The organism is Kitasatospora sp. NPDC056651 (assembly GCF_042792155.1).
In the GTDB taxonomy this organism is placed as follows: domain Bacteria; phylum Actinomycetota; class Actinomycetes; order Streptomycetales; family Streptomycetaceae; genus Kitasatospora.
Genome location: NZ_JBHTWX010000012.1, coordinates 1 through 23,489, shown reverse-complemented (window position 1 = coordinate 23,489; position 23,489 = coordinate 1). Strand labels below are relative to the sequence as shown.

Genomic DNA, 23,489 nt, shown 5'->3' with positions numbered 1-23,489 from the left:
CCGACCACCCCCGGGCCGCGGCCGAGATCCGAGGCCGCGAGACCCGGGCCCGCCACCAGGAGGCACGCCGCCCATGACCGCCAACCTCGCCGACCTCACCGGCGACTACGTCCTCGACCCCACCCACACCCGGATCGGCTTCGTCGCCCGCCACGCCATGGTCACCAAGGTCCGCGGCGCGTTCCATCAGTTCGAGGGCACCGCCCACCTGGACGGCAACGACCCGTCCCGCTCCACCGCCCAGGTGGTGATCAAGGCCGAGAGCATCGACACCGGCGTGGAGCAGCGCGACCAGCACCTGCGCACCAACGACTTCCTGGACGCCCCCAACTTCCCCGACATCACCTTCCGCACCAGCGCGGTCGAGCCGAAGTCCGGCAGCGAGTACCGGGTCACCGGCGACCTCACCATCAAGGACACCACCCGCCCGGTCACCATCGACTTCGAGTACACCGGCAACGCCGTCGACCCGTACAACAACCTGCGGGTGGGCCTGGAGGGCTCGGTCACCATCAGCCGCAAGGAGTACGGCGTCACCTGGAACGCGGCCCTGGAGGGCGGCGGCGTCCTGGTCGGCGACAAGATCGTCCTGGAGTTCGACATCTCCGCGATCCGCCAGGGCTGACCGGCCCCGCCAGGGCTGGCCGACCCCGCCGGGAGCAGCAGCCGGGAGCGAAACCCGGGAACGCCCGCGGCCGCCCGGCTAGTCTCCTGGACATGCCGACAGAAGACTCCCTCGCGACCGGCCAGCGCTCCCTCGGCGACCACACCCTCGCATACCCCCTCTGGCCCCCGCTCACCGCAGGCTGCCCCCGCACCGGCACCGAGGACGTCGACTACCCCGTGGAGGTCGACTACGCCTACGACCGGGCCGACCCGGCGGGCCTGTTCGCCCCCGCCCCGGTGCGCGGCGGCCTGGAGCGCTGGGCCCCGCTGCTGCCGCCGCTGCTCGCCCCCGGCCTGGGCGAGGGCGCCACCCCGCTGGTCGAGATCGAGCCCGGGGTGTACGTCAAGGACGAGTCCCGCAACCCCACCTGGAGCCACAAGGACCGGCTGAACCGCTGCACCACCAGCGCCGCCGTGGGCGTCGGCGCCCCCGGCCTGGCCGTCGCCTCCTCCGGCAACCACGGCGCCTCGGCGGCCGCCTACGCGGCCCGCGCCGGGCTGCGCTGCGTGGTGTTCACCGGTCCGGACCTGCCGCCGAACGTCGACGCCTTCCTCAACGCCTACGGCGCGGTGGTGCTCCCGGTGCCGTGGGAGGCCCGCTGGCCGCTGCTGCGCCGCACGGTCGACCGGCTGGGCCTGCACCCGGTCAGCAACCTGACGGCCACCCACACCGGGCACGCGTACGGCCCCGAGGGCTACAAGACCATCGCCTACGAGATCTTCCGGGACATCGGCCTGCCGAGCGCGGTGTTCGTCCCCACCGGCTACGGCGAGCTGCTGTTCGGCGTCTGGAAGGGCTTCGCCGAGCTGCGGCGGCTGGGCCTGACCGACCGGGTGCCGCGCGTCCACTCCTGCGAGTCGGCCGCCTCCGGGCCGCTCGCCCGGGCGGTCGCCGAGGGCCTTCCGGCCGCCCGGGTGCCGGTCGGCCCGAGCGACGCGTACTCGATCGCCGCCCCGGTCAGCGGCTACCGCGGGGTGCTCGCCGTGCGCGGCAGCGGCGGCTGGGCGCTGACCGTGGACGATCGTCAACTCGCCGACGCCCAGCGCGAGCTGGCCCGGGCCGGGCTCTGGACGGAGCTGTCCTCGGCGGCCGGCCTGGCCGGGCTGCGCAGTCTGGGCGACGGCCGGCCGGACCTCTCCGAGGGCCCGGTGGTCTGCGTGTCGACCTCCAGCGGCTTCAAGGACAAGGGCGTCGACACCCACCGCACCGAGCCGGTCGCCCCCGACTGGGACGCGGTCGGCCGCCGCCTGCGCGCGGCCGGGCTCACCGGCTGACCGCCGGCCGGGCCGCCCGCGGAGGCCCGCTGTTCGCCCGCCCGCCCTTCCTCGTCAGGTCTCCGTAGGGCCGGTGTTCGCCGAGCGCCAGCAGGCTGACACCCTCCGTCAACTCCCCCGCATCTGCCGAAGGGTAGCCACCGTGTCGCGTTCCCTCCGCCGCCTCCTGCCGCTGGCCGTCGCCGTCGCCGCGGTGCCCGCGCTCGCCCTGCCCGCCCTCCCGGCCGGCGCGGCCACGTACGGCACCCCGACGATCAACTTCTCGGCCGGCTACCTGTCCGGCGCGGTCGGCGCCACCGGCGACCCGACCGTGACCGTCACGGTGGCCCAGTCCGGTGCCGACGCCTCGGCGCTGACCGTCGCCGCCTCCGCCACCACCCGCAGCGCCGTGGCCCGCACCGGCGACGTCACGGTGACAGGCACCGGCGGCAGCCGCTCTCTGGCGGTCGCGGCCCAGGGCGTCGGCTACGCCGACCTCACGATCAAGGTCACCGGCCTCGGCGGCAAGAGCGCCACCGGCACCCTGCACTACGCCTCCTCCCCCGCCGTCGGGTTCTCCGCCACCAGCCGCTACCTGACCGGCTCCAGCGACGCCTCGGCCGCCGTGGACGCGGGCGGCGGCTACATCGTGGTCGGCGACGACGAGTCCAACACCCTGCGCCTGTACGACCCCAACAACTCCGGCGCGCCGGTCCGCACCTGGGACTTCAGCTCGGCCCTCGGCGTCTCCAAGGAGATCGACATCGAGGCCGCCACCCGGGTCGGCAACACCATCTACTGGACGGGCTCGCTCGGCAACAACAAGGACGGCGTGATCAAGCCCGACCGGCACACCGTCTTCGCCACCACCGTCACCGGATCCGGCGCCAACACCCAGCTCTCCCTTGCCGGTTCGTACAAGGGCCTGCGCGACGACCTGATCACCTGGGACAACGCCCACGGCAAGCGCTACGGCTTCGCGGCCGGCGCCGCCGACGGCCAGGTGCCCAAGCAGATCGACGGGTTCAACGTCGAGGGCCTGGAGTTCGCCCCCGGCAGCACCAGCACCGCCTACATCGGCTTCCGCGCGCCGCTCACCCCGGCGGTCACCGGCGGCCGGGCGCTGCTCGTCCCGGTCACCGACTTCCCCTCCCTGCTGAACGGTTCGGCCGCGCACGCGACCTTCGGCGACCCGATCGAGCTGGACCTCGGCGGTCTCTCCATCCGCGACATCCGCCGCAACGACCTCGGCCAGTACCTGATCTCGGCCGGCTCCTGGGCCGCCGAGGACAACTCCGCCCCGTACGCGCTCTACCGCTGGGACGGTCGGCCCGGCTCCCTGCCGACCAAGCTGATCGACCTGCCGACCAGCGACTACGGCGCCTGGGAGGCCATTCCGGACGTCCCGGACCTGAACGCCCCCGGCGCCCGCGCCCAGCTGATCACCGACGACGGCTCCGCCGACCTCTACGGCGACTCCACCGCCGCCAAGGACCTCACCCACCCCGAGTGGAAGAAGTCCCGCAGCACCTGGTTCACCCTCAACTGAGGTGCGACAAAGGGCCCTTCGGCAGTCGGCCGAAGGGCCCTCCGCGTCGCTCAGAGCTCGACCAGCACCTTCCCCCGGCTGGCCGAACGGTCCAGGTACAGGCCCCGGTAGGCCTCCGGGATGCTGTCGAACCCCTGGTGGACGGTCTCCCGGTGCAGCAGCTCCCCGCTGCGGACCAGCGGCTTGAGGTCCCGCCGCAGCGCCGCCCAGTTCTCCTCCGTGAACCACTCCAGCGAGAAGATGCCGCGGATCGTGGTCCGCGGGAACATGATCATCGGAAGCAGTCGCGGCCCCACCCAGTCGCCGCCGACCTGGCTCCCCCACTGCCAGCAGACCGCCACCCGGCTGTCCACCACGAGCATCCGGAACACCACGTCCGTCAACGCCCCGCCCAGGCTGTCGAAGTAGCGGTCGATGCCCTCCGGCGCCAGCTCGGCCAGCTGCTTCTCCACCTCCTCCGGCGCGTCACCGTCGCGGTACGGCAGCACCGCGTCGAAGCCCAGCCGCCGCAGCCACTCGGCCTTCTCCGGCGTCGCCGTGGTGCCGATCACCCGCGCGCCCCGCTGCTTGGCCAGCTGCCCGACCAGCGAACCGACCGCCCCGGAGGCCCCGCTGACCAGCACCGTCGAGTCGGGCCGCACGTCCAGGAACTTCTCGACCGTCCCCCAGGCCGTCATCCCGGGCCCGCCCAGGATGCCGAGCGCGGTGGACAGCGGCAGGTCCTCGTCGTAGTCGGCCGGGTCCAGCTTCCGGTAGGCCGGGAAGACCATCGGGAAGGTGCCGGTCTGCCAGAGCCTGGGCTCGCCGTCGCTGATCACATGGGTGCGCCAGCCGCCGAAGCCCTGCACCAGGTCGCCGACCGCGAAGCGCGCGTCCGGCCCGGCCTCCACCACCTCCATGATCGAGTCCGCGCCCATGTGGTCCCCGATCGGGGTGTCCAGCGCGATGCCCTGGAGGTACGGGTCCACCGAGACGTACCGGGTGCGCAGCAGCATCTCGTCCGCCGCGAGCCGGACGTCCACCTCCTCCACGACCTTCCGGTACACCTTCTCGATGTCCGGCACGCCGTCCGCGTGCTCCTGGACGACCCACTTCTCGATCCTCACGAGGTCACTCCAAACTGTCGGTCGGCGGGGCCGACCCGGTCGATGAGCAGGGTGGGCGGCGGGGCGCTGTCGTCCACCGCCGCGGTGAAGGGCTTGCCGTCGTCCCGGCAGATGAACTGGACCACGTGCCGGCCGGCCGCCGCGGCGCGGATCAGCCCGCCGGTGGTCGCCCAGACCCCGGACTGGTAGAAGTTCGCGAGGCCGGGCAACCCCGGGCCGTTGCGCTTGACCTCCTCCTCCAGCGTCTCGCCGCTCTCCACGAACGGCTGCCAGCCCAGCACGCTGCCGTCGTAGTTGCCGGTGTAGCGGACCTGGGTGAGCGGGGTGGAGACATCCTTGACCGCGACCGCCTCCCGGAGCCCGGGGTGCCGGACGTCCAGGAAGTCGACGATGGTGTCGCGCACCCGGCGCTTCTCCCGCTGGTACTCGCGCCCGCGGCCGACCGGCAGGGTGTGCAGTTCCTCGCCGCGCCGCATCCGGGCCGACTGCTCCGGTCCGGTGCTCAGCTCGCGCCAGGGCGCGATGTCGCAGAAGTAGCTGGCGTACACCACGGTGGTGTCGACCGGCGACAGCTCCGGGTAGTGGCGGCTGCGGAACTGGACGTTGATGCTCGGGTGCCGGATGCCGGTGAGCCGCGCGGCGACCTCGTCCTCCAGCAGGTGGGTGGTGCACGGGTCCCCGGCCGGGAAGGGCCGGCGCAGGCCGAGGAAGACGGTCACGTAGCCGGGGAAGACCATGCCCGGCTCGGTGATGGTCTGGGTGTACAGCCGCCGGTAGGTGTCGCTCAGGTAGCGGCCCTTGAGCAGGTCCATCATGGTGGTCCGGCCGTCGCAGGCGGCCACCACGATGTCCGCCCGCACCTCCTGGCCGTCGCTCAGCCGTACCCCCACCGCCCGGTCGTTCTCGACCAGGATCTCGCTCACCTTGGTGTTGTAGCTGATCTCGCCGCCCAGCCGCAGGTAGCGCTGCTCGATCGACCGGGCCAGCGCCAGCGAGCCGCCCTCCGGCACCCCGGCCGACTGCCCGGCGTGGCAGGCGAGCTGGAAGTAGTTGGGCAGCACCGGGAAGTTGGGGTGCTTCTCGTACAGGATGAAGTTGAACGCCTCGCGCAGCAGCGGGCTCCTGAACCGCGCCGAGTAGTCGCTCATCAGCACCGTGATCGAGCGCCGGATCACGTTGACGTACGGCAGGAAGGAGGCGAGCATCCGCGCCCGCTCCCACCGCCCCATCAGCCCGACCGGCTTGAGGAAGGGGTAACGGGCCAGTGCCTGGCGGAACTTGCGCAGCCCGGCGCAGAAGCTCCGGATCTGCCGGGCGTCCTCCGGGGCCAGGTCCAGCAGGTGCGCCTCCAGCCGGTCCGGGTCGGAGTAGAAGTAGACCGCCCGGCCGTCCCGGGCGCGCACCACGTTGAACACGTCGAAGTTGCGCACCCGCTTGCCCTGCAGCGCGCCGAGTTCGAGCCAGATCTGGTGCATCTCGTTGCCCGGTCCGCTGCCGAGCAGCCAGCTGATGCAGCAGTCGAAGGTGAACTCGCCGCGGTCCCAGCCGGTGCAGCAGCCGCCGGGGATCTCGTGCATCTCCAGGATCCGGGTGCGGTAGCCGTTCATCCGCGCGAAGCAGCCGGTGGACAGGCCGCCGAGCCCCCCGCCGATGATGACCATGCTCTGCCGGCCGGCGCTTTCGGTGGTGGTCATTCAGGCGCTCCCACGGTGGCCTGGTCGAGTTGCGGCAGCCGGCCCCACTTGCCCGGGTGCCAGGGTTCCTGGTTCTCACTGGGCCAGGCCCGGAACGGCCGGCCCAGCTCCTGGCAGAGGTACTGGGCGGCGAACCGCCCGCTGGTGGCGGCCCGGATCAGCCCGCCGAGCGCGGTCCACTGGCCGGCCATCGAGAAGCCGCTCAGTCCGGGCAGCCGCATCCGCTCCCGGTTGACCAGCCGGTTGGCCACGTCCTCGGCCTCGGAGAAGGCCTGCCAGGCGAGGATGCTGCCGTAGGTGTTGCCGGTGAACCGCTCGGTGGTCACCGGCGAGGCGACGTCGACGAGTTCGATCCGCCGGCCGAGGCCGGGGTAGGTCCGCTCCAGGAACTCCCGGACGAACGCCGCGACTTCCTGCTTCCGCGCCCGGTAGGCCCGGCGGTCGGCGGTGCGCAGGTCCTTCCAGGAGCGGTAGTCGCTGAAGTAGGTGCAGTGCAGCACCGACTTGCCGGGCGGCGCGAAGCCGTCCGCGTAGTTGGAGCGCAACTGCACCACCAGGCTGTGCTGGAGCGAGCCGGGCAGCCGGTCGCCGTCCTCGGGCTTCAGCAGGTAGGTGGTGGCGTGCGGCTCGCCCTCGGGCAGCGGGCCGTCGACGCCGACGAAGGCGGACACCACGGCCGGGTACAGGTTGCCCGGCTTGTCCAGCAGTTCGCCGTACAGCCGCTCGGTGGAGGGGCTGGAGTAGCGCCCTTCCAGCAGCCGGTCGAGCACCGTCGGGCCGTCGCAGGCGGCCACCACGTGGTCCGCGAAGTGCCGCGAGCCGTCCCGGAGTTCCACCCCGATCGCCCGGCCGTCCTCGATCAGCACCCGCTCGGCCCGGCAGCGGTAGCCGATCACCCCGCCGAGCGAGGTGTAGCGCTCCTCGACCGAGCGGGCCAGGCCGAGCGAACCGCCCTGGGGGAAGCCCGCGTTGCCGTTGTGCGCGGCGGACAGGGTGTACAGGTACGGCAGCAGCGGGAAGCCGGCCGGCTCCTGGAGGAACATGTTGGGGAAGGCCCGCCGCAGCAGCGGGTCCTGGAAGCGCTCGGCGAAGCCGCTCATCGGGGTGGTCGCGGTGCGCCAGAACAGCCGGAACGCGGGCAGGACGGCGCGCAGGGTGCGCAGCCGTTCCGCCGTGGTGCGCAGCGGCGGCGGGGTGAGGTCCCAGGGCAGGTCGATCGCGGCGAAGCGCCGCAGGTCCCGGCAGAAGGCCCGGATCGGCTTGGCGTCCCCGGGCGCGAGGGCCAGCAGGTGGGCCTCCAGCCGGTCCGGGTCGCCGAAGAAGGTGACGGCCCGGCCGTGTTCGTCGACGACGCGGTTGAAGGTCTCGAAGCGGGTCACCGACTTGCCGTCCAGGGCGCCGAGTTCGCTCCACACCTGGTGCGCGCCGGTGCCCTCGGCGGTGCCGATCAGCCAGTCGATGCAGTAGTCGAACAGGTAGCCGTGCCGGGACCACGCGGCGCAGCAGCCGCCGGGCAGCACGTGCTTCTCGAAGATCCGGGTCTCCAGGCCGCTCATCTGCGCGTAGCAGCCGGTGGCGAGGCCGGCCAGGCCGGCCCCGATCACGATGACCCGGGGCGGGCCGCCGGGGGCCCGCCCCCTGGTGGACCAGTCCGGTCCCCGGTCAGTCGCGGCCATCGGCTGCCCCTCCGGCCAGGATGGCGCCCGCCAGTTCGGCGTTGCGGGCGGCGAAGTCCCCGTCGAGCATCTCGGCGTGGGCGCCGTGGCCGACGTACACCGCGGTGCCGGTGGTGGAGGCGCCGTGCCAGGAACCCGGTTCGCCGCCCACGTGGACGGAGAGCCGCTCGCGTTCGCAGACCACGTCCAACTGTGCCTTCACCGTACCGGTGTTGGGCGTCCGGCTGCTGAACTCCAGGTAGTCCCTGGCCTGTTCGAGGGTCTCCTGGGCGACGATCCGCGATCCGGTGTGGCGGTGCAGGTGTTCGTGCAGTTCGCGCTCGAAGACGGCCAGGTGCTCGTCGCCGAGGTCGAAGGCCTCGGTGACCCGGTAGGCGTCGACCAGGAGCACCGAGTCGACGGTGCGTCCGCGCCGCTCCAGCTCCTTGGCCACCTCGTAGGCCAGGTTGCCGCCGAGCGAGTAGCCGAGCAGCACGTACGGTCCGTCGGGGTGCAGTTGCTCGACCAGGTCCGCGTAGCGGGCCGTCTTGTCGTCGCCGGTCAGGTAGTTGAAGGAGGCGATCCGCTGCTCCGGCAGGTGCGCGGCGAGCTGCCGGTAGACCAGCCCGTGCCCGCCGGCCGGCGGGAAGCAGAAGACCGTACGGTCCGCGGGTGCTTCGGAGTTGAACCAGAGGTAGGCCTCGCCGCCGGCCACCTCGCCGGTGATGATCTGCTCGACGGTGCGGGCCATGCCGTGCAGGGTGGTGACCTTGAACAGCAGGCCGACCGGGATGCTGATGTTGAACTCGGTCTGGAGGTGGTGGATCAGCTCGATGAGCCGGATCGAGCTGCCGCCGAGTTCGAAGAAGTCGTGCTGGAGGCCGACTTCGTCCAGGCCGAGCAGGTTCCGCCAGTGTTCGGCGACCGTGGTCTCGTAGAGGGTGACCGGCGGTTCGTGCTGGGCCCCGGCCGTGTCGGCCTTCGGCTCGGGCAGCGCCGCGACGTCCACCTTGCCGTTCGGGGTGAGCGGCAGGGCGGGCAGTTCGGTGAGGTAGGAGGGGATCATCACGGTGGGCAGGTGCTCGGCCAGGTGGCGGCGCAGCTCCCGGCGGTCCAGCAGGGTGCCCTCGGCCGGCACCACGTAGGCGGCGAGCGCGGCCTCTCCCCGGGCGTCCGGGCGGACCGTCACGCAGGCCTGGGCGAGTTCCGGGCGGGCGGTGAGGTGGGCCTCGATCTCGCCGAGCTCGATCCGGTGGCCGCGGACCTTGACCTGGTTGTCGATCCGGCCGAGCAGGTGCACGGTGCCGGCGGTGTCCCAGTGGCCGAGGTCGCCGGTGCGGTAGAGCCGGACGGTCGTGCCGTCCAGTTCCCTGGTGACGAAGCGCCGGGCGGTCTGTTCCGGGTCGTTGGGGTAGCCGGCCGCGACGCCCGCGCCACCGATCCACAGCTCGCCGGGCACGCCCACCGGGACGGGCTCGCGGTAGGGGTCGAGGACGTACACCGCGCTGTTCGGGAACGGTCGGCCGATGGGCACCATCCGGCCGGGCTCCAGCCGCTCGGCCGCGCCCTCGTAGTAGGTGCTGTCGACGCTCGCCTCGGTCAGCCCGTAGGAGTTGACCAGCCGGGTCCGGGGGCCGCACAGCTCGCGCAGCCGCTGGTGCTCGGCGGCCTTCCAGGAGTCGGAACCGACGATCAGCAGCCGCAGGAAGTCCAGCGCCAGGCCGTCGCGCTCGCAGTGCGCCAGCAGCGCGCGGGCCACGGCGGGCACGAACTCGCCGCCGTTCACGGCCTCCTCGCGCATCACCCGGTACAGCCGGGCGGTGTCGAAGAGCAGTTCGCGGTCGACCAGGACGAGGGTGCCTCCGGTGCTGAGCGCCCGGGCGAGGTCGCCGGAGAAGACGTCGAAGGCGGTGCCGGCCATCTGGAGGTGCACCCGCACCTCGGTGTCCAGCCGGTACTCGGCGCGCCAGCCGGCGGTGACGGCGGCCAGGTTGCGGTGGTCGACCCGGACCCCCTTCGGGCGGCCGGTGGAGCCCGAGGTGTGGATCACGTAGGCGGCCCGGTCCGGGTCGGCGGCGGGCAGCTGCGGGGCCGTCCCGGCGGGCCGGTCGAGCTCTTCCAGGGTGACCAGGTCGGCGGGCAGGTCGGCCGCGAGCGGGCGCCCCTGGTCGACCACCACGAGGGCCGCCCCGGCGTCGGCCACCTGGTGGGCGAGCCGGTCGGCCGGGTGGCCGGGGTCGAGCGGCAGGTACGCGGCGCCGGCCCGCCAGATCGCCAGCAGGGTGGTGATCAGCTCGGGTGACTTGTCCAGGCAGACCGCGACCACCGATCCCTCGCCGACGCCGAGTTCGCGCAGCCGTACGGCGGTGCGGTGGGAGCGCCGGTCCAGTTCGCGGTAGGTCGTCCGGCGGGTCCCGTCCCGGCCGGGCGTGACGACCGCGACGGCCTCCGGCCGCTCGGCGGCGGCCTTGGCGATCAGCTCCGGCACCGGGACGTCGTGCTCGATCCGGCGTTCGGCGCCGCTGAAGCCGGTGAGGATCTCCCGGCGCTCGGCCTCGCCCAGCATCCGCAGCCGCCCGACCGGCTCGGCCTCGGCGGCGCGGGTCATGGCGTCCAGCAGGTTGCGGTAGTGCGCGGCGAGCCGCTGGACGGTGGCGGGTTCGAAGAGGTCGGAGTTGTACTTGAAGACGCAGTGGAAGCAGCCGTCCGCGCGGTCCTCGTAGGCGGACAGCGTGAGGTCGAACTGACCTTCCTCCTCGGGGAGTTCGATGTACTCCAGGCGGTAGCCGAAGCGCTCCACGGCGACCTTGTGGGTGAGCAGGATGAACATCGCCTGGAACACCGCGGAGCGGCTCGGGTCGTGCTGGAGCCCCAGCTGCTCGACCAGCAGCGGGAAGGGGTACTCCTGGTTGTCCAGGCCGCCGAGCACGCTCGCCCGCACCCGGGCCAGCAGCTCGGCCACGGTCGGCTCCCCGGCCAGGCTGACGTGCAGCGGCAGCGGGTTGACGAAGTAGCCGTAGACGGAGCCGAACTCCTCCTGGGTGCGGCCGGTGACCGGGCTGCCGACCACGATGTCCGGCTGCCCGGACCAGCGGTGCAGCAGCAGGTAGTACGCGCCGAGCAGCACCATGAACGGGGTGGCGCCGTTCGCCCGGGCCAACTCGTGGACTCTGGAGGTGAGCTCCTCGTCCAGCTGGAAGAACTCCGAGGCCCCGTTGTGGGTCTGCACGGCCGGGCGCGGCTTGTCGGTGGGCAGCGCCAGCACCGGCATCTCGGCCGGCAGGTGGCCGCGCCAGTAGTCCAGCATCCGGCGGGCCTCGGGCCCGGCCAGGAAGCGGTTCTGATGGTTGAGGAAGTCCAGGTAGCGGGCCGGGACCGGGGCCAGTTCCGGGGTGCGGCCCTGGCGCAGCGCCTCGTAGACCTCGAAGAGCTCCTCGATGAAGGTGAAGGTGGAGATCGCGTCCGAGACGATGTGGTGGACGGCCTTCATCAGCACCCAGCGGTCCGGCCCGCGCCGGAACAGCCGCAGCCGGACCAGCGGGTCCCCGGCGAGGTCGTACGGCCTCCGGTACTCGCGGACGATCAGGTCGTGGATCTCCTCCCACGGCCGGCCCTCGACGTCGAACAGCCCGGTGTCGGCCTCGGCGTCCTCCCGGATCAGCTGGACCGGGCGGCCCTCCTCGGCGGTGAAGGCGGCGCGCAGCCCGGGGTGCCGGGCGACCAGGAAGCGGAAGGCCGCGAACATCGACTCGGGGTCGATCTCCGCGCGCACCTCGACGGCGCCGCCGATGTTGTACGCGAAGCCGTCCGGGTGCAGCAGGCGCAGGAACCAGAGCGCCTGCTGGTTGTGGGTGAGCGGGTAGCGGGACTCGTCGGTGTGGAGCTCCACCTCGGCCTCGGCCGGGCCGCCGTCGGCGAGCCGCTCGGCCAGGCCCTCGGTGAGCAGGTCGACCAGGTCGCCGACGGTGCCGTTGCTGAGCAGGGCCACCACCGGCAGGGCGACGCCCAGTTCGGCGTGCACCCGGGCGCGCAGCTCCATCGCGAGCAGCGAGTCCAGGCCGTGCGCGCCGAGCCTGGTCTCCGTGTCGATCCGCTCGGCGGCGATCCGCAGCACGGCCGCGGCGGCGGCGGTGAACCGCTCGGTGACCAGCTCCCGGCGGGCCTGCGGGTCGGCCGCGCGGTAGGTGTCCAGGAAGCCGCCGGTCTCGACGGGGGCCTGTTCGGCGGCGCTCGCCGCCAGCTCGGCGACCAGCGGCGGCGGCGCCGGGTACCAGGCGAGGAAGGTCGGCCAGTCGACCACGGTGGCGACCAGCAGCTGGGCGCGGTCCTGGCCGAGGACGCGCTCCAGGACGGCCGTCCCGGCGTCGGGCGGCAGCGAGCTCATGCCGCGGGCGTCGCGGTAGTGGGCGACCAGGCCCAGCTCCTCGATCATGCCGGTGGCCCAGGGGCCCCAGTCGAGGCTGAGCCCGGGCAGGCCGTCGGCCCGCCGGTGGTGGGCGAGGGCGTCCAGGAAGGCGTTGCCGGCCGCGTAGTTGGTCTGCCCGGCGGTGGTGAGCAGCGAGGCGACGGAGGCGAACAGCACGAAGTGGTCGAGCGGTTCGTCGCGCAGCAGCCGGTGCAGGAGGTGGCCGCCGACCACCTTGGGGGCGTAGCCGGCGTCGAAGGCCGCCCGGTCCATCTGGGCCAGCAGGGTGTCCTTGACCTGCCCGGCGAGGTGGAACACGCCGCGGATCGGCGGGCGCTGGCGCTGCCGGTAGTCGGCGAGCCAGTCGGCGAGGGCGGCCTCGTCGGTGACGTCCACCGGGGCGAGCAGCGGTTCGGCGCCCAGCGCCTGGAGTTCGCGCAGGAAGGCGATCCGCTCGCCGACGGGCCCGTCCGGGTCGGTGTACGCCCACTGGGAGCGCTCGGGCAGGGCGGTGCGGCCGACCAGGATCAGCCGGCGGGCGCCGCGCCGCACCAGGGTGCGGCAGAGCAGCCGGCCGAGGGCGCCGAAGGCCCCGGTGACGAGGTAGCTGCCGTCGGGTCGCAGCACGGGCGGCAGCGGGCGGGTGAGGCCCTCGGCCTGGCGCAGCCGGCTGGTGAGCCGGGCACCGGCCCGCAGGGCGATCTCCTGTTCGTCCCCGGCGGCGAGTTCGGCGAGCAGCGCCTCGGCCTGGGCGGCGGCGTCGGCGGCCGGGTCGAGGTCGATCAGGGTGCCGCGCTGGGCGACCAGCTCCTGCTGCCACAGCACCCGTCCGATGCCCCAGGCGGGGGCGCCGAGCGGTTCGACCCGGTCGCCGGGGGCGGCGGGCTGGGTGCCCCGGGTGACGATGTGCAGCCGGCCGTCCGGGCGGGCGGCGGGCAGGGCCTGGGCGAGGGCGATCAGCGAGTAGGCGCCGAGGGTGGCGAGCGGGCCGAGCCGCTCGGCGGTGGCGGACTCCAGGGCGGGCAGGTCGAGGTTCCAGAGGTGGACGACGGTGCCGAAGCCCGGGTCGAGGTCGGCGAACAGCCGTCGGACGTCCTCGGCGGAGTCGGGCCGTACGGTCGAGTGGTCCTCGCCGTGGCGGTACCCGGTGCCGGGCCGGACCAGGTGGCAGCGGGTGCCGCGGGTGGCGGCCAGGGCGGCCAGCCGTCCGGCGACGCCGCCCTCGTCGGCGAAGAGCAGCAGGTCACCGGGCACCTCGCCGCCGGCGGGCTCGGGTGCGCTCACCCAGGCGACCTCGGTGAGCCAGCCGTCGATGGTGGCCAGTCCGACGGAGGCCGGGGCCTGGGCGACGTCGGCGACCCTGAAGCCGGTGACCCTGCCGACCGGGGTGCCGTCCTCGGCGAAGAGCGCGAGGTCGCCGACGAGTTCCTCGCCGCTGTCCCGGGTGACGGTGGCGTGCACCCAGAGCGGGCGGTCGCCGGTCCCGTCGAGCCGGACCTCCTCGATCGAGACGGGCAGCCGGACGCTGCCGCCCTCGGGCGTGTGCAGCCGGGTGGTGAGCAGGGCCTGGAAGCAGCCGTCCAGCAGGACCGGGTGCAGGTGGTGGGCGGCCGCGTCCGGGCCGAGGTCCCCGGTCGGCCGGATCCGGGCGAGTGCCTCGCCGGGGCCGGCCCAGACCTCGGCGATGGTCCGGAAGGCGGGGCCGTAGTCGTAGCCGAGCTCGGCCAGCCGCCGGTAGCAGTCCGGGCCGTCGAGGTGCTGTCCCCGGGCGCGCAGCGCGTCCAGGTCCGGCGCGGGCCCGTAGGAGCGGCGCTGGCCGGTGCGGACCCGCCCGGCGGCGTGCACGGCGGGCTCGCCGCCCGCCGGGGCGGAGGCGATGGTGAAGCGGGCGTCCTCGGGCGCGTAGCCGAGCTGGACCGGGACGGGCTCGGTCTCGGAGAGGAACAGTGCCCGGTTCAGCTCGATCTCGGCCAGCGTCACCTCGGTGCCGCCGGTCAGGGTGCGGACGGCCTGGGCGGCCATCTCCAGGTACCCGGCGGCCGGGAAGACCACCTGGCCCTCGATCCGGTGGTCGGCCAGGTAGGGCAGCCGCTCGGGGTCGAGCGTGCCGGTCCAGCCGGGCTGGGCGCTCGCGGTGCGGCGGCCGAGCAGCGGGTGGTCGAGCCGCCCGAGGCGGACCTGCTCGACCGGCTTGGGCTCCACCCAGTAGCGGTCGCGCCGCCACGGGTAGGCCGGCAGCGGTGCCGGGCGGCCGGCCGGGTGCAGCGCTCCCCAGTCGAACTCGACGCCGAGGGTGTGGAGTTCGGCCAGGCTGCGGGCGAGGCGCTCGGGCTCGTCCTGCTGCCGGCGGATCGACGGCAGGGTGTGCGCCTGCTCGGCGCACTCGCGGATCGCGTGGCCGAGCACCGGGTGCGGGCCGAGCTCCAGGAACAGCGCGTGGCCGTCCTCGGCCATCCGCTCGACGGCGGCCCGGAAGCGCACCGGGTTGCGGACGTTCTGCCACCAGTACTCGCCGTCCAGCTCCGGCCCGCGGGCGAGCCCCTCGCGGGCGGTCAGGTAGAGCGGCAGCCGCGCCTCCTGCGGCTTGATGGCGGCGAGCGAGGCGATCAGTTCGTCCCGGATCGGGTCCATCCGCACGCTGTGGTACGGGACTTCGACGTCCAGCGGCCGGGCGAAGACGCCCTGCTGCCGCAGCTCCTCGGCCAGTTCGCCCAGCGCCTCGGTGTCCCCGGCCAGGGTCACCGCGGAGGGGCTGTTGACCGCGCCGAGCGAGATCCGGTCGCGGTACGGGCGGATCCGGCGCTCGGCCTCCGCCTCCGGCAGGCCGACCGCGAGCATGCTGCCGGTGCCGGCCAGACGCTGCTGGAGGCGGCTGCGGGCGAGTACCACGCGGACGGCGTCGGCGAGGTCGTACACCCCGGCCTCGTGGAAGGCGGCGACCTCGCCGGTGCTGTGCCCGACCACCGCGTCGGGGTGCAGGCCGTGGCTCCGCCAGATCGCCGAAAGTCCCACCTGGACAGCGAAGTTGGCGGGCTGGGCGAGCCAGGTCTCGGCCATCCTGGAGTCCGCCTCGGCGCGGTCCAGTTCGGTCAGCAGCGACCAGCCGGCCTGCTCGCGGATCTCCCGGTCGACGGCCCGCACGGCCTCCCGGTAGACCGGCTCGTGTTCGTACAGCCCCCGGCCCATCCCCCACCACTGCGGGCCCATGCCGGTGAACACCCAGGCCAGGCGCCGCTGCCGGCGCTCCAGGGCGCGGCCCTGGACGACCCGCGGGTGCTCCTCGCCGCGCTCGTACGCGGCCAGCGCCTCGTCCAGGTCCTGCCGGGTGGAGTAGACCACGGCGAGCCGCTCGGACAGGTGCTGACGGCGGTGCGCCAGGGTGTGCCCGAGGTCGGCCAGGGTCGTCCCGCCGGCGATCTCCTGCCGTACGGCGGCGGCCAGTTCGGGCAGCCCGGCGGCGTCCTTGGTGCTCAGCGGCAGCACCGTGCGGGCCGGCTCGGCCGCCGGCGGGGTGGGCTCGGGCCGCGGCGGTTCCTCCAGCAGGACGTGGGCGTTGGTGCCGCCGAAGCCGAAGGAGTTGACGCCCGCGCGGGCGGGCCCGCGGTGCTCGGGCCAGACCGTCGGTACGGTCGGGATCTCGAAGGGCAGCGCGTCCAGGTCGATGCCGGGGTTGGGCCGTTCCAGGTTGAGGTGCGGCGGGATGCGGCGGTGCTTGAGCGCGAGGACCGTCTTGATCAGCCCGGCGACGCCGGCCGCCGCCTCGGTGTGCCCGATGTTGGTCTTGACCGAGCCGACGTAGCAGCGGTCCCCGGAGCGGCGGCCGATGCCGAGCACCCGGCCGAGGGCCGCGGCCTCGATCGGGTCGCCGACCGGGGTGGAGGTGCCGTGCGCCTCGACGTACTGGAGGCTGCCGGGCACCACTCCGGCCTCGGCGCAGACCCGCTCGATCAGGGTGACCTGGGCGTCCGCGCTGGGGACGGTGATGCCGTTGGTGCGGCCGTCCTGGTTGACGCCGCTGCCCAGGATGACGGCGTGCACCGGGTCCCCGTCGCGCAGCGCGTCGGACAGCCGCTTGAGCACGACCACGCCGACGCCCTCGGCCCGGACGTAGCCGTCGGCGGAGGCGTCGAAGGCGCGTGAGCGGCCGTCCGCGGAGAGGAAGCCGCCCTTGGTCTCGGCGATCGTGTACTGCGGCGTCATGTGCAGCAACGCGCCCCCGGCCAGGGCGAGTTCGGTCTCGCCACGGAGCAGGCTCTGGCAGGCGAGGTGGACCGCGACCAGCGAGGAGCTGCACGCGGTGTCGATCGAGACGCTGGGCCCGCGGAAGTCGAAGCAGTGCGAGATCCGGTTGGACACCATCGTCATCATGGTGCCGGTGGCGGTGTGCGCGGCGATGGTGGAGAAGTCGAGGTCGGCGAACTGGAGGATCTTCCAGTCGAGCGTGAAGGCGCCCATGTAGACGCCGACTTCCCGGCCGGCCAGCTCGTCGGGGCGCAGCCCGCCGTCCTCCAGGGCCTCCCAGCTGACCTCCAGGAGCTTGCGCTGCTGCGGGTCCATGTGTTCGGCCTCGCGCGGGCTGATCCCGAAGAAGTCCGGGTCGAAGGTGTCGAAGCCGTCGATGTAGCCGCCCCGGCCCCCGATCAGCCGCCCCGGCTTGGCCCGGTCCCTGCTGCCCAGGGTGCCGGTGTCGTAGCGGTCGGCGGGCGTCTCGGTGAGACAGTCCCGGCCCTCGATCAGGTTGCGCCAGAAGGTCCGGTGGTCGTTGGCGTGTCCCGGCAGGCGGCAGCCGATACCGGTGATCGCGATGCGTTCGCGGGGCACGGCGAAGGGCGAGGAAGTCATGATCCAATCCGAGGGTGATGGCGTGGCGCCGGGGGCACGGGCAGGTGGAGGCGGCCTCGTGGGCCGGGGTTCAGACGGACTGTTCGGTCGTCTTCGGCCGGCGCCAGGGATGCAGAAGGGTGGCGCCGAGCTCTCCGGTGGCGGGGAACGCGGCCGGGTCGGTGAGGCCGACGGCCTTCGGCACTCTGCCCGGCCGCCAGGTGAAGCTCCCGAACACGTGATCCCAGAGCGAGAGGTCGGAGGCGTAGTGGCCGGCTTCGGCGAGGTCGGTGCTGTGGTGCAGGCGGTGGAGCTCCGGGCCCGCCAGGACGTGACCGAGCGGACCGATCCGGACTTCGATGTTGGCGTGGACGAAATACCCCTGAGCCAGGACGAATATTCCGACTACGAACACTGAATCCGGAGAGAATCCGATGAGCGCCAGCGACAGTTGGACCACGGACTGTGCGACGGCCACGTCCAGGAAATGATTCACGCCATTGTTCGCGACGTTCACCTTGTCCGGGACGTGGTGCACCCCGTGCAGTCGCCAGAGCCACCGGTTGCGGTGGGACCAGCGGTGCACGAGGTAGTCGCCGAGCGAGCCGATCAGCAGCGCGAGCGGGATCTCCGCCGCGAACGGCAGCGCCGGGTGGGCCGTGCCGAGCAGTTCCACCAGCGCCGACACCAGCCCCTGGGCCAGCGCGCCGCCCACCATGCTCAGCACGAAGTAGACGCTGTACCAGCCGAGTTCACGCCTGCTCGGATGCCAGTCGGTCCGGTACGGGATCACCCGCTCCAGGACCGCCAGGTATCCGAGCACGCCGATCAGGAAGAACGGGGAGACCCGGTCCGGCGCCCAGTGGAAGTGCAGGGTCGCGACGGCCGTGCACAGCACACCCAGCAGCAGCAACGGATGGGCGAGCCGGCTGGCAATGACTGACAGCACGCGCCCCCCGTTCTTCGCGAACCAACGACTGGAAACGTCAGAGACTCTAGCGGGACTCACGCGCCGTGACAGTCATTCGACGTGTTAAATCCATGAATGACCCGATCGGCGGACTATACGCGCACGAAGTTGACGTCTGTACGGCGCAAAAGGGGCGCATTTTCGAGAACGAACGGGAATTGACGGAGTGCGATGCCCACTGTTCCATCGGCCGAGCGCCTGGTGCGCCCCTTGTGCGCCGTTCTGCGCGGCCACCGATCCGGCCAACCCGGCCACCGTCACCACGGACCCCGGACGACCGCCGGTCAGGAGCGGGCCGGCTCCGCCAGCCGGTGTGCGGCGCGGGGCGCGTGCGCCGCGAGGCGGTCGCGCAACCCGCGCAGCTCGTACTCGACGAGGGCGGGCAGGGCGGTGGCCCCGGTCGCCTCCAGGGCCGGGCCGAGCAGGTCGACGGCCGACCCCGGATCGTGCGCGCAGACGTGGCAGTCGGCCGCCCGGACGACGAAGAGCAGTCGGCTGGCGGGCAGTTGGTCCGGACCGAGCAGGGCGAGCGCGGTCTCGGCGGCCCTCAGCGCCCGGCGGGCCAGCCGGGGATCGTCGGTGGCCGCGGCCACGTCGCGCAGCGCTGCGGCGGCCGCGGCCTCCACCCGCACCCGCATCGAGGCGATGGAGAGCCAGGGCACGTCGAGCTCGTCGTCCGCGCCGATGTGGTCCAGGTGCGCCCGGGCCAGGCCGATCTGCCGGACGGTCGCCCCCGCGTCCCCGGCCAGCGCGTGCGCCCGGGCCCGGCTGATCCGGCCCATCGCGCCGGCCCAGTGCCGGTCCGGGGCCGCCCGGTCGATCTCCCGGGCGTAGCCGAGGGCGGCCACCGGGTCGCCGTCCAGCCGGGCCAGGATGCTCATGTCGCTGAGCGTGCCGACCTGGGTGGCCTGGTCCCCGGCCAGCCCGGCCCAGGTGAGCGCGCGGTCGTAGCAGGCCATCGCGGTGGCGTTGCGCCCGTCCTGCATCCGCAGGGCGCCGGCCGCGTGGGCGTGTTCGGCCGCCAGCCGGACCAGCGGGCCGCGCTGCGCCGCGGGCGCGGCGGCGAGCCGGGCGAGCACCGCGGTCAGGGTGCGCTCGACGGAGGCGGCCAGGCACGGCCGGTCGCCGGTTTCGCCGGAGCGCAGGTGGGCGGCGAGCAGCCCGGTCAGGGCGTGCGCGGTGGCGGCGTCCAGCGGGCGCGCGGCGGACGGGTCGTCGAGCGCCCTGGGGGCGCAGAACTCCGCGTGCAGCGCGGCGATCTCGGCGGGCCCGGGCACCGTACAGCCCTCGGCGCCGTGCAGCGGGCAGAGCAGTCCGTAGTCGGGCAGCCGCGGCGGCGCCGGGGCGGGGGCGGGCGCGCCGAGCGGCGCCTCGCCCGGCACCGGGGGCTGGAGCAGCGCGGGCGACAGGGCGTCCAGGACGCACAGTTCGGCGTTCTCCGCGCGCAGGCAGGCGGCGCTCAACTCGCCGCCGGCCCCGAGCAGCTCGTCGATCCGGTCAGCGACCCGGGGGGTGACCCGGCGGGCACCGTGCTCGATCTTGCTGACCGCGGTGTGGTCGTAGCCGATCCCGGCGCCGAGCTGGGCCTGGGTGAGACCGGCCCGGCGCCGCCAGTGCCGCAGCCGGGCGCCGAACTCCCGCCAGGCGTCCCGCACCCGGCCGGTCGGCGGTGCCGGAACCCCTGCCGCGGGGGCCACACGGTTCCGCTGCACGGCTGCCTCCCGGGCGCGTCGTCCCCGGGCGGTCCGCAGGGCCCGCCGACGCGACGATTCCAGTGATTCGGACGACTCCGATGACGAGGACGGTACTCGATGGCCACCCACCCCGTACATGACGTGGTCTCAACCACTTGAAGGAAACCCCAGCTTGACGCAAACCCGGACCGGCGGCCTTGACGGAATTTGCCAAACCTATGCCCCGCGCGCACCGGGCATTGACCCGAGCATGACGCCATGTGAGGGTTCGGGCACCCGAGCGCGGACGGCCCGCACGGCCGTCCCCCCGGACGCGGCCCTGCGGAGCGCCACCAGCCGTGTCGTCCGCGGTCGAGGACCCCCACATGCGAGGAGCCTCGATGCAACGCAGAGTTTCCACAGGTCGGTTGCTGACCGCAGCGACCACCCTGACGGTGCTGGCCGGCATGATCGCCGCCACCGCCGGGCCGGCCACCGCCGCGCCCGTTCCCACCCCGGCGCCGCCGAGCGCCCTGGCCGCCGCCGTGAACGCCGCCGACGCCGCCGCCGCGGCCGGTCTGGACGCGCTCGCCAAGGGCCCGGACGAGACCTACGAGCGCAAGGCCGTCACCCCCTGGGTCGGCGGCCTCTACTCCGTCGCGTACGAGCGCAGCTACCGCGGTCTGCCGGTGGTCGGCGGCGACGCGGTCGTGCTCGCCGACGGACAGGGCAAGGTCCGCGGCCTCCAGTCGGCCGCCACCGGCCCGGTCGGGGGCTCGACGAAACCGCAGGTCAGCGCGGAACAGGCGGAGAAGACCGCGCGCACCAGGCTGGCCGCCGTCGACTCGGTGGAGTCCCGCCGCCTGGTCGTCCGGGTCAAGGACGGCGGCAGCGGCCGGCTCGCCTGGGAGACCGTGCTCGCCGGGCACCGGGGTAGCGCCCCGAGCCGGCTGCACGTCTTCGTGGACGCGGCCACCGGCGACGTGATCGACAGCTACGACGAGGTCCGCGCCGGCACCATCAACAGCGAGTGGAACGGCCCGGCCCCGGTCACCATCAGCACCACCGGCTCGGGCGGCTCCTACTCGCTGCGCGACCCCAACCGGCCGGGACTGTCCTGTTCCGACTACAGCACCGGCCAGGTGTTCAGCAAGAGCTCCGACTCCTGGGGCACCGGCAGCGCCACCAGCAAGGAGACCGGCTGCGGCGACGCGATGTTCGCGGCCCAGAAGGAATGGGACATGCTCCGCGACTGGCTCGGTCGCAACGGGCACAACGGCAACGGCGGCAGCTGGCCGGTCAAGGTCGGCCTCAACGACGTCAACGCCTACTGGGACGGCAGCACGATATCCATCGGCCACAGCCAGGCCAACAAGTGGATCGCCGCGATCGACGTGGTCGGCCACGAGTTCGGCCACGGCCTCGACCAGTACACCCCGGGCGGCGCCAACAACGAGGCCGGTCTGGGCGAGGCCACCGGCGACATCATGGGCGCGCTCACCGAGTCGTACGCCAACGAGCCCGCTCCGTACGACAGCCCGGACTACACCGTCGGCGAGATGATCAACCTGGTCGGCAACGGCCCGATCCGCAACATGTACAACCCCTCGCTGGTGAGCAACAACCCCAACTGCTACTCCTCCTCCATCCCGAACACCGAGGAGCACGCGGCGGCCGGCCCGCTGAACCACTGGTTCTACCTGCTGGCCGAGGGCTCCAACCCGGGCGGCGGCAAGCCCACCAGCCCGACCTGCAACAGCTCCTCCGTCACCGGCATCGGCATCAAGGACGCCGGCCGGGTCTTCTACGGCGGCATGCTGCTCAAGACCAGCGGCATGACCTACAAGCGCTACCGCACCGCCACCCTGACGGCGGCCAAGAGCCTGGACCCGAGCTGCACCTTCTTCAACCGGGCCAAGGCGGCCTGGGACGCGGTCAGCGTGCCCGCCCAGACCGGTGACCCGACCTGCGCGCCGTCCGGCAACAACGACTTCTCGCTGTCGCTCGGCCCGGCGTCCGGCTCCGTCCAGCCCGGCGCCTCGACCACGGCGACGGTCAGCACCGCCGTCACCTCGGGCACCGCGCAGAGCGTCGGCCTGACCGCCTCCGGCCTGCCGTCGGGCGTCACCGCGAGCTTCAACCCCTCGTCGGTGCAGTCCGGTTCGTCGGCCACGCTGACCCTCGCGGCCTCCTCGGCCGCCACCGCGGGCACCTACCAGATCACCGTGACCGGCACCGCCGGCTCCACCACCCACACCGCCCAGTACGGCCTGACGGTCGGCGGGGGCGGCAACCCCAACGGGCCCGCGCCCGACATCGACGTCGCCAAGGTCCAGGCCCACCTGGCCCAGCTGAACACCATCGCCAACCAGAACGGCGGCAACCGCCGCGCGGGCGGCGCCGGGCACAGCCAGTCGCTGGCGTACATCAAGGGCAAGCTCCAGGCGGCCGGTTACACCGTCACCGAGCAGACCTGCACCTCCTGCACCTACCAGTCCAACAACCTGATCGCCGACTGGCCCGGCGGCCCGTCCGACCAGGTCACCATGTTCGGCGCCCACCTGGACAGCGTCTCGGCCGGCCCCGGCATCAACGACAACGGCTCCGGCTCGGCCACCCTGCTGGAGAACGCGCTCGTGCTCGCCCAGCAGAACCCCAGCCTGACCCGGCACGTCCGGTTCGCCTGGTGGACCGGTGAGGAGCAGGGCCTCCAGGGCTCGCAGTCCTACGTCGGCCAACTGGGCTCCGCCCAGCGCTCGGCGATCAAGGCGTACTACAACTTCGACATGATCGGCTCGACCAACGCCGGCTACTTCATCAACAACATCTCCTCCTCGGCCTCCGCGCCGATGAAGGCCTACTGGGACTCGCTGAACCTCCAGCCGGAGGAGAACGTCGAGGGCCAGGGCCGCTCCGACGACTACTCCTTCCAGCAGGCGGGCATCCCGACCTCGGGCTACGCGGCCGGCGCCAGCGCCACCAAGTCCTCGGCGCAGGCGGCCAAGTGGGGCGGCCAGGCGGGCCGTTCGTACGACTCCTGCTACCACCAGTCCTGCGACACCACCGCCAACGTGGACGCGACGGTGCTCAACCGCAGCGCCGACGGCGTGGCCTACACCATCTGGAAGACCTCGGTCGGCGGCAGCACGCCCGCCAACGACTTCTCCCTCTCGGTGAACCCGGCCACCGCCACCGTCCAGCCCGGTGACACCACCACCGCGACGGTCGCCACCGCGACCACCTCCGGCTCGGCCCAGACGGTCAGCCTGACCGCCTCGGGCGCCCCGGCCGGTGTGACGGTCTCCTTCAGCCCGTCCTCGGTGCAGTCCGGCGGCTCGGCGACGCTCACCGTCGCCACCTCCGCCTCGACCGCCACCGGCACCTACAACATCACCCTGACCGGGACCGGCTCGGCCACCCACAGCACCAGCTTCTCCCTGGTGGTGGGCAACGGCCCGACCAACCCCGGTGGCACCTGGACCGCCGGCACCACCTACCAGGCGGGCGACGTGGTGACCTACAGCGGGGTCAGCTACCAGTGCCTCCAGGGCCACACCGCCCAGGTCGGCTGGGAGCCGCCGAACGTACCGGCGCTCTGGCAGCGGGTGTGACCGAAGGTCGCTGACACCCGGTAGCACCCGGTAGCACCCGGTAGCACCCGGTGAAAACGCCGCGCCGCGGTCCGTCGAGGGGGAC

General features: G+C 73.3%; 10 protein-coding genes. 4 read left to right on the top strand and 6 right to left on the bottom strand.

Annotated elements, in window-relative coordinates; translation table 11 throughout:
• Positions 1-73: 73 nt before the first annotated feature.
• The 3 genes from ACFRAR_RS07615 (at position 74) to ACFRAR_RS07605 (ending at position 3,469) form a co-directional block, all read left to right on the top strand.
• A complete protein-coding gene (locus tag ACFRAR_RS07615; protein ID WP_380695857.1) occupies positions 74-625 on the top strand; it encodes a YceI family protein in 552 nt (183 codons plus the stop codon).
• A 92-nt stretch (positions 626-717) separates the two neighbouring features.
• Positions 718-1,941, top strand: a complete 1,224-nt coding sequence (locus tag ACFRAR_RS07610) for a pyridoxal-phosphate dependent enzyme (protein WP_380695855.1) — start codon at positions 718-720, stop codon at positions 1,939-1,941.
• A gap of 142 nt (positions 1,942-2,083) precedes the next feature.
• Positions 2,084-3,469 carry a hypothetical protein gene (locus ACFRAR_RS07605; protein WP_380695853.1) on the top strand — a complete coding sequence of 462 codons (1,386 nt, stop codon included), beginning with the start codon at positions 2,084-2,086 and terminating at the stop codon, positions 3,467-3,469.
• Between the two features lie 50 nt (positions 3,470-3,519).
• Here ACFRAR_RS07605 and ACFRAR_RS07600 read toward each other — a convergent pair whose 3' ends face one another.
• From ACFRAR_RS07600 to ACFRAR_RS07575, 6 genes are all read right to left on the bottom strand, one after another.
• A complete protein-coding gene (locus tag ACFRAR_RS07600) occupies positions 3,520-4,575 on the bottom strand; it encodes a zinc-binding dehydrogenase (protein WP_380695851.1) in 1,056 nt (351 codons plus the stop codon).
• Positions 4,572-6,236 carry a phytoene desaturase family protein gene (locus tag ACFRAR_RS07595; RefSeq protein WP_380695985.1) on the bottom strand — a complete coding sequence of 555 codons (1,665 nt, stop codon included), beginning with the start codon at positions 6,234-6,236 and terminating at the stop codon, positions 4,572-4,574. The genes ACFRAR_RS07600 and ACFRAR_RS07595 overlap by 4 nt, the downstream gene beginning before the upstream one ends.
• A gap of 29 nt (positions 6,237-6,265) precedes the next feature.
• Entirely contained in the window at positions 6,266-7,945 is a 1,680-nt protein-coding gene (locus ACFRAR_RS07590; RefSeq protein WP_380695849.1) for a phytoene desaturase family protein, read from the bottom strand.
• Positions 7,932-17,171 carry an amino acid adenylation domain-containing protein gene (locus ACFRAR_RS07585; RefSeq protein WP_380695847.1) on the bottom strand — a complete coding sequence of 3,080 codons (9,240 nt, stop codon included), beginning with the start codon at positions 17,169-17,171 and terminating at the stop codon, positions 7,932-7,934. Before ACFRAR_RS07585 ends, ACFRAR_RS07590 begins: the two co-directional genes overlap by 14 nt.
• A gap of 70 nt (positions 17,172-17,241) precedes the next feature.
• A complete protein-coding gene (locus ACFRAR_RS07580) occupies positions 17,242-18,099 on the bottom strand; it encodes a sterol desaturase family protein (RefSeq protein ID WP_380695845.1) in 858 nt (285 codons plus the stop codon).
• A gap of 305 nt (positions 18,100-18,404) precedes the next feature.
• On the bottom strand, positions 18,405-19,832 hold the full coding sequence (locus ACFRAR_RS07575; RefSeq protein WP_380695843.1) for a helix-turn-helix domain-containing protein: 1,428 nt from the start codon (positions 19,830-19,832) through the stop codon (positions 18,405-18,407).
• 362 nt (positions 19,833-20,194) lie between these two features.
• Between ACFRAR_RS07575 and ACFRAR_RS07570 the strand changes: the two genes are divergently transcribed.
• Entirely contained in the window at positions 20,195-23,404 is a 3,210-nt protein-coding gene (locus tag ACFRAR_RS07570) for a M28 family peptidase (RefSeq protein WP_380695841.1), read from the top strand.
• The last annotated feature ends 85 nt before the right edge of the window (positions 23,405-23,489 follow it).

Excerpts from the sequence above, each read along its gene's own strand:
- ACFRAR_RS07615 (WP_380695857.1), top strand. The coding sequence starts at position 74 with ATGACCGCCAACCTCGCCGACCTCACCGGCGACTACGTCCTCGACCCC.
- ACFRAR_RS07610 (WP_380695855.1), top strand. The coding sequence starts at position 718 with ATGCCGACAGAAGACTCCCTCGCGACCGGCCAGCGCTCCCTCGGCGAC.
- ACFRAR_RS07595 (WP_380695985.1), bottom strand. The coding sequence starts at position 6,236 with ATGGTCATCATCGGCGGGGGGCTCGGCGGCCTGTCCACCGGCTGCTTC.
- ACFRAR_RS07570 (WP_380695841.1), top strand. The coding sequence starts at position 20,195 with ATGCAACGCAGAGTTTCCACAGGTCGGTTGCTGACCGCAGCGACCACC.
- ACFRAR_RS07585 (WP_380695847.1), bottom strand. The coding sequence starts at position 17,171 with ATGACTTCCTCGCCCTTCGCCGTGCCCCGCGAACGCATCGCGATCACC.
- ACFRAR_RS07590 (WP_380695849.1), bottom strand. The coding sequence starts at position 7,945 with ATGGCCGCGACTGACCGGGGACCGGACTGGTCCACCAGGGGGCGGGCC.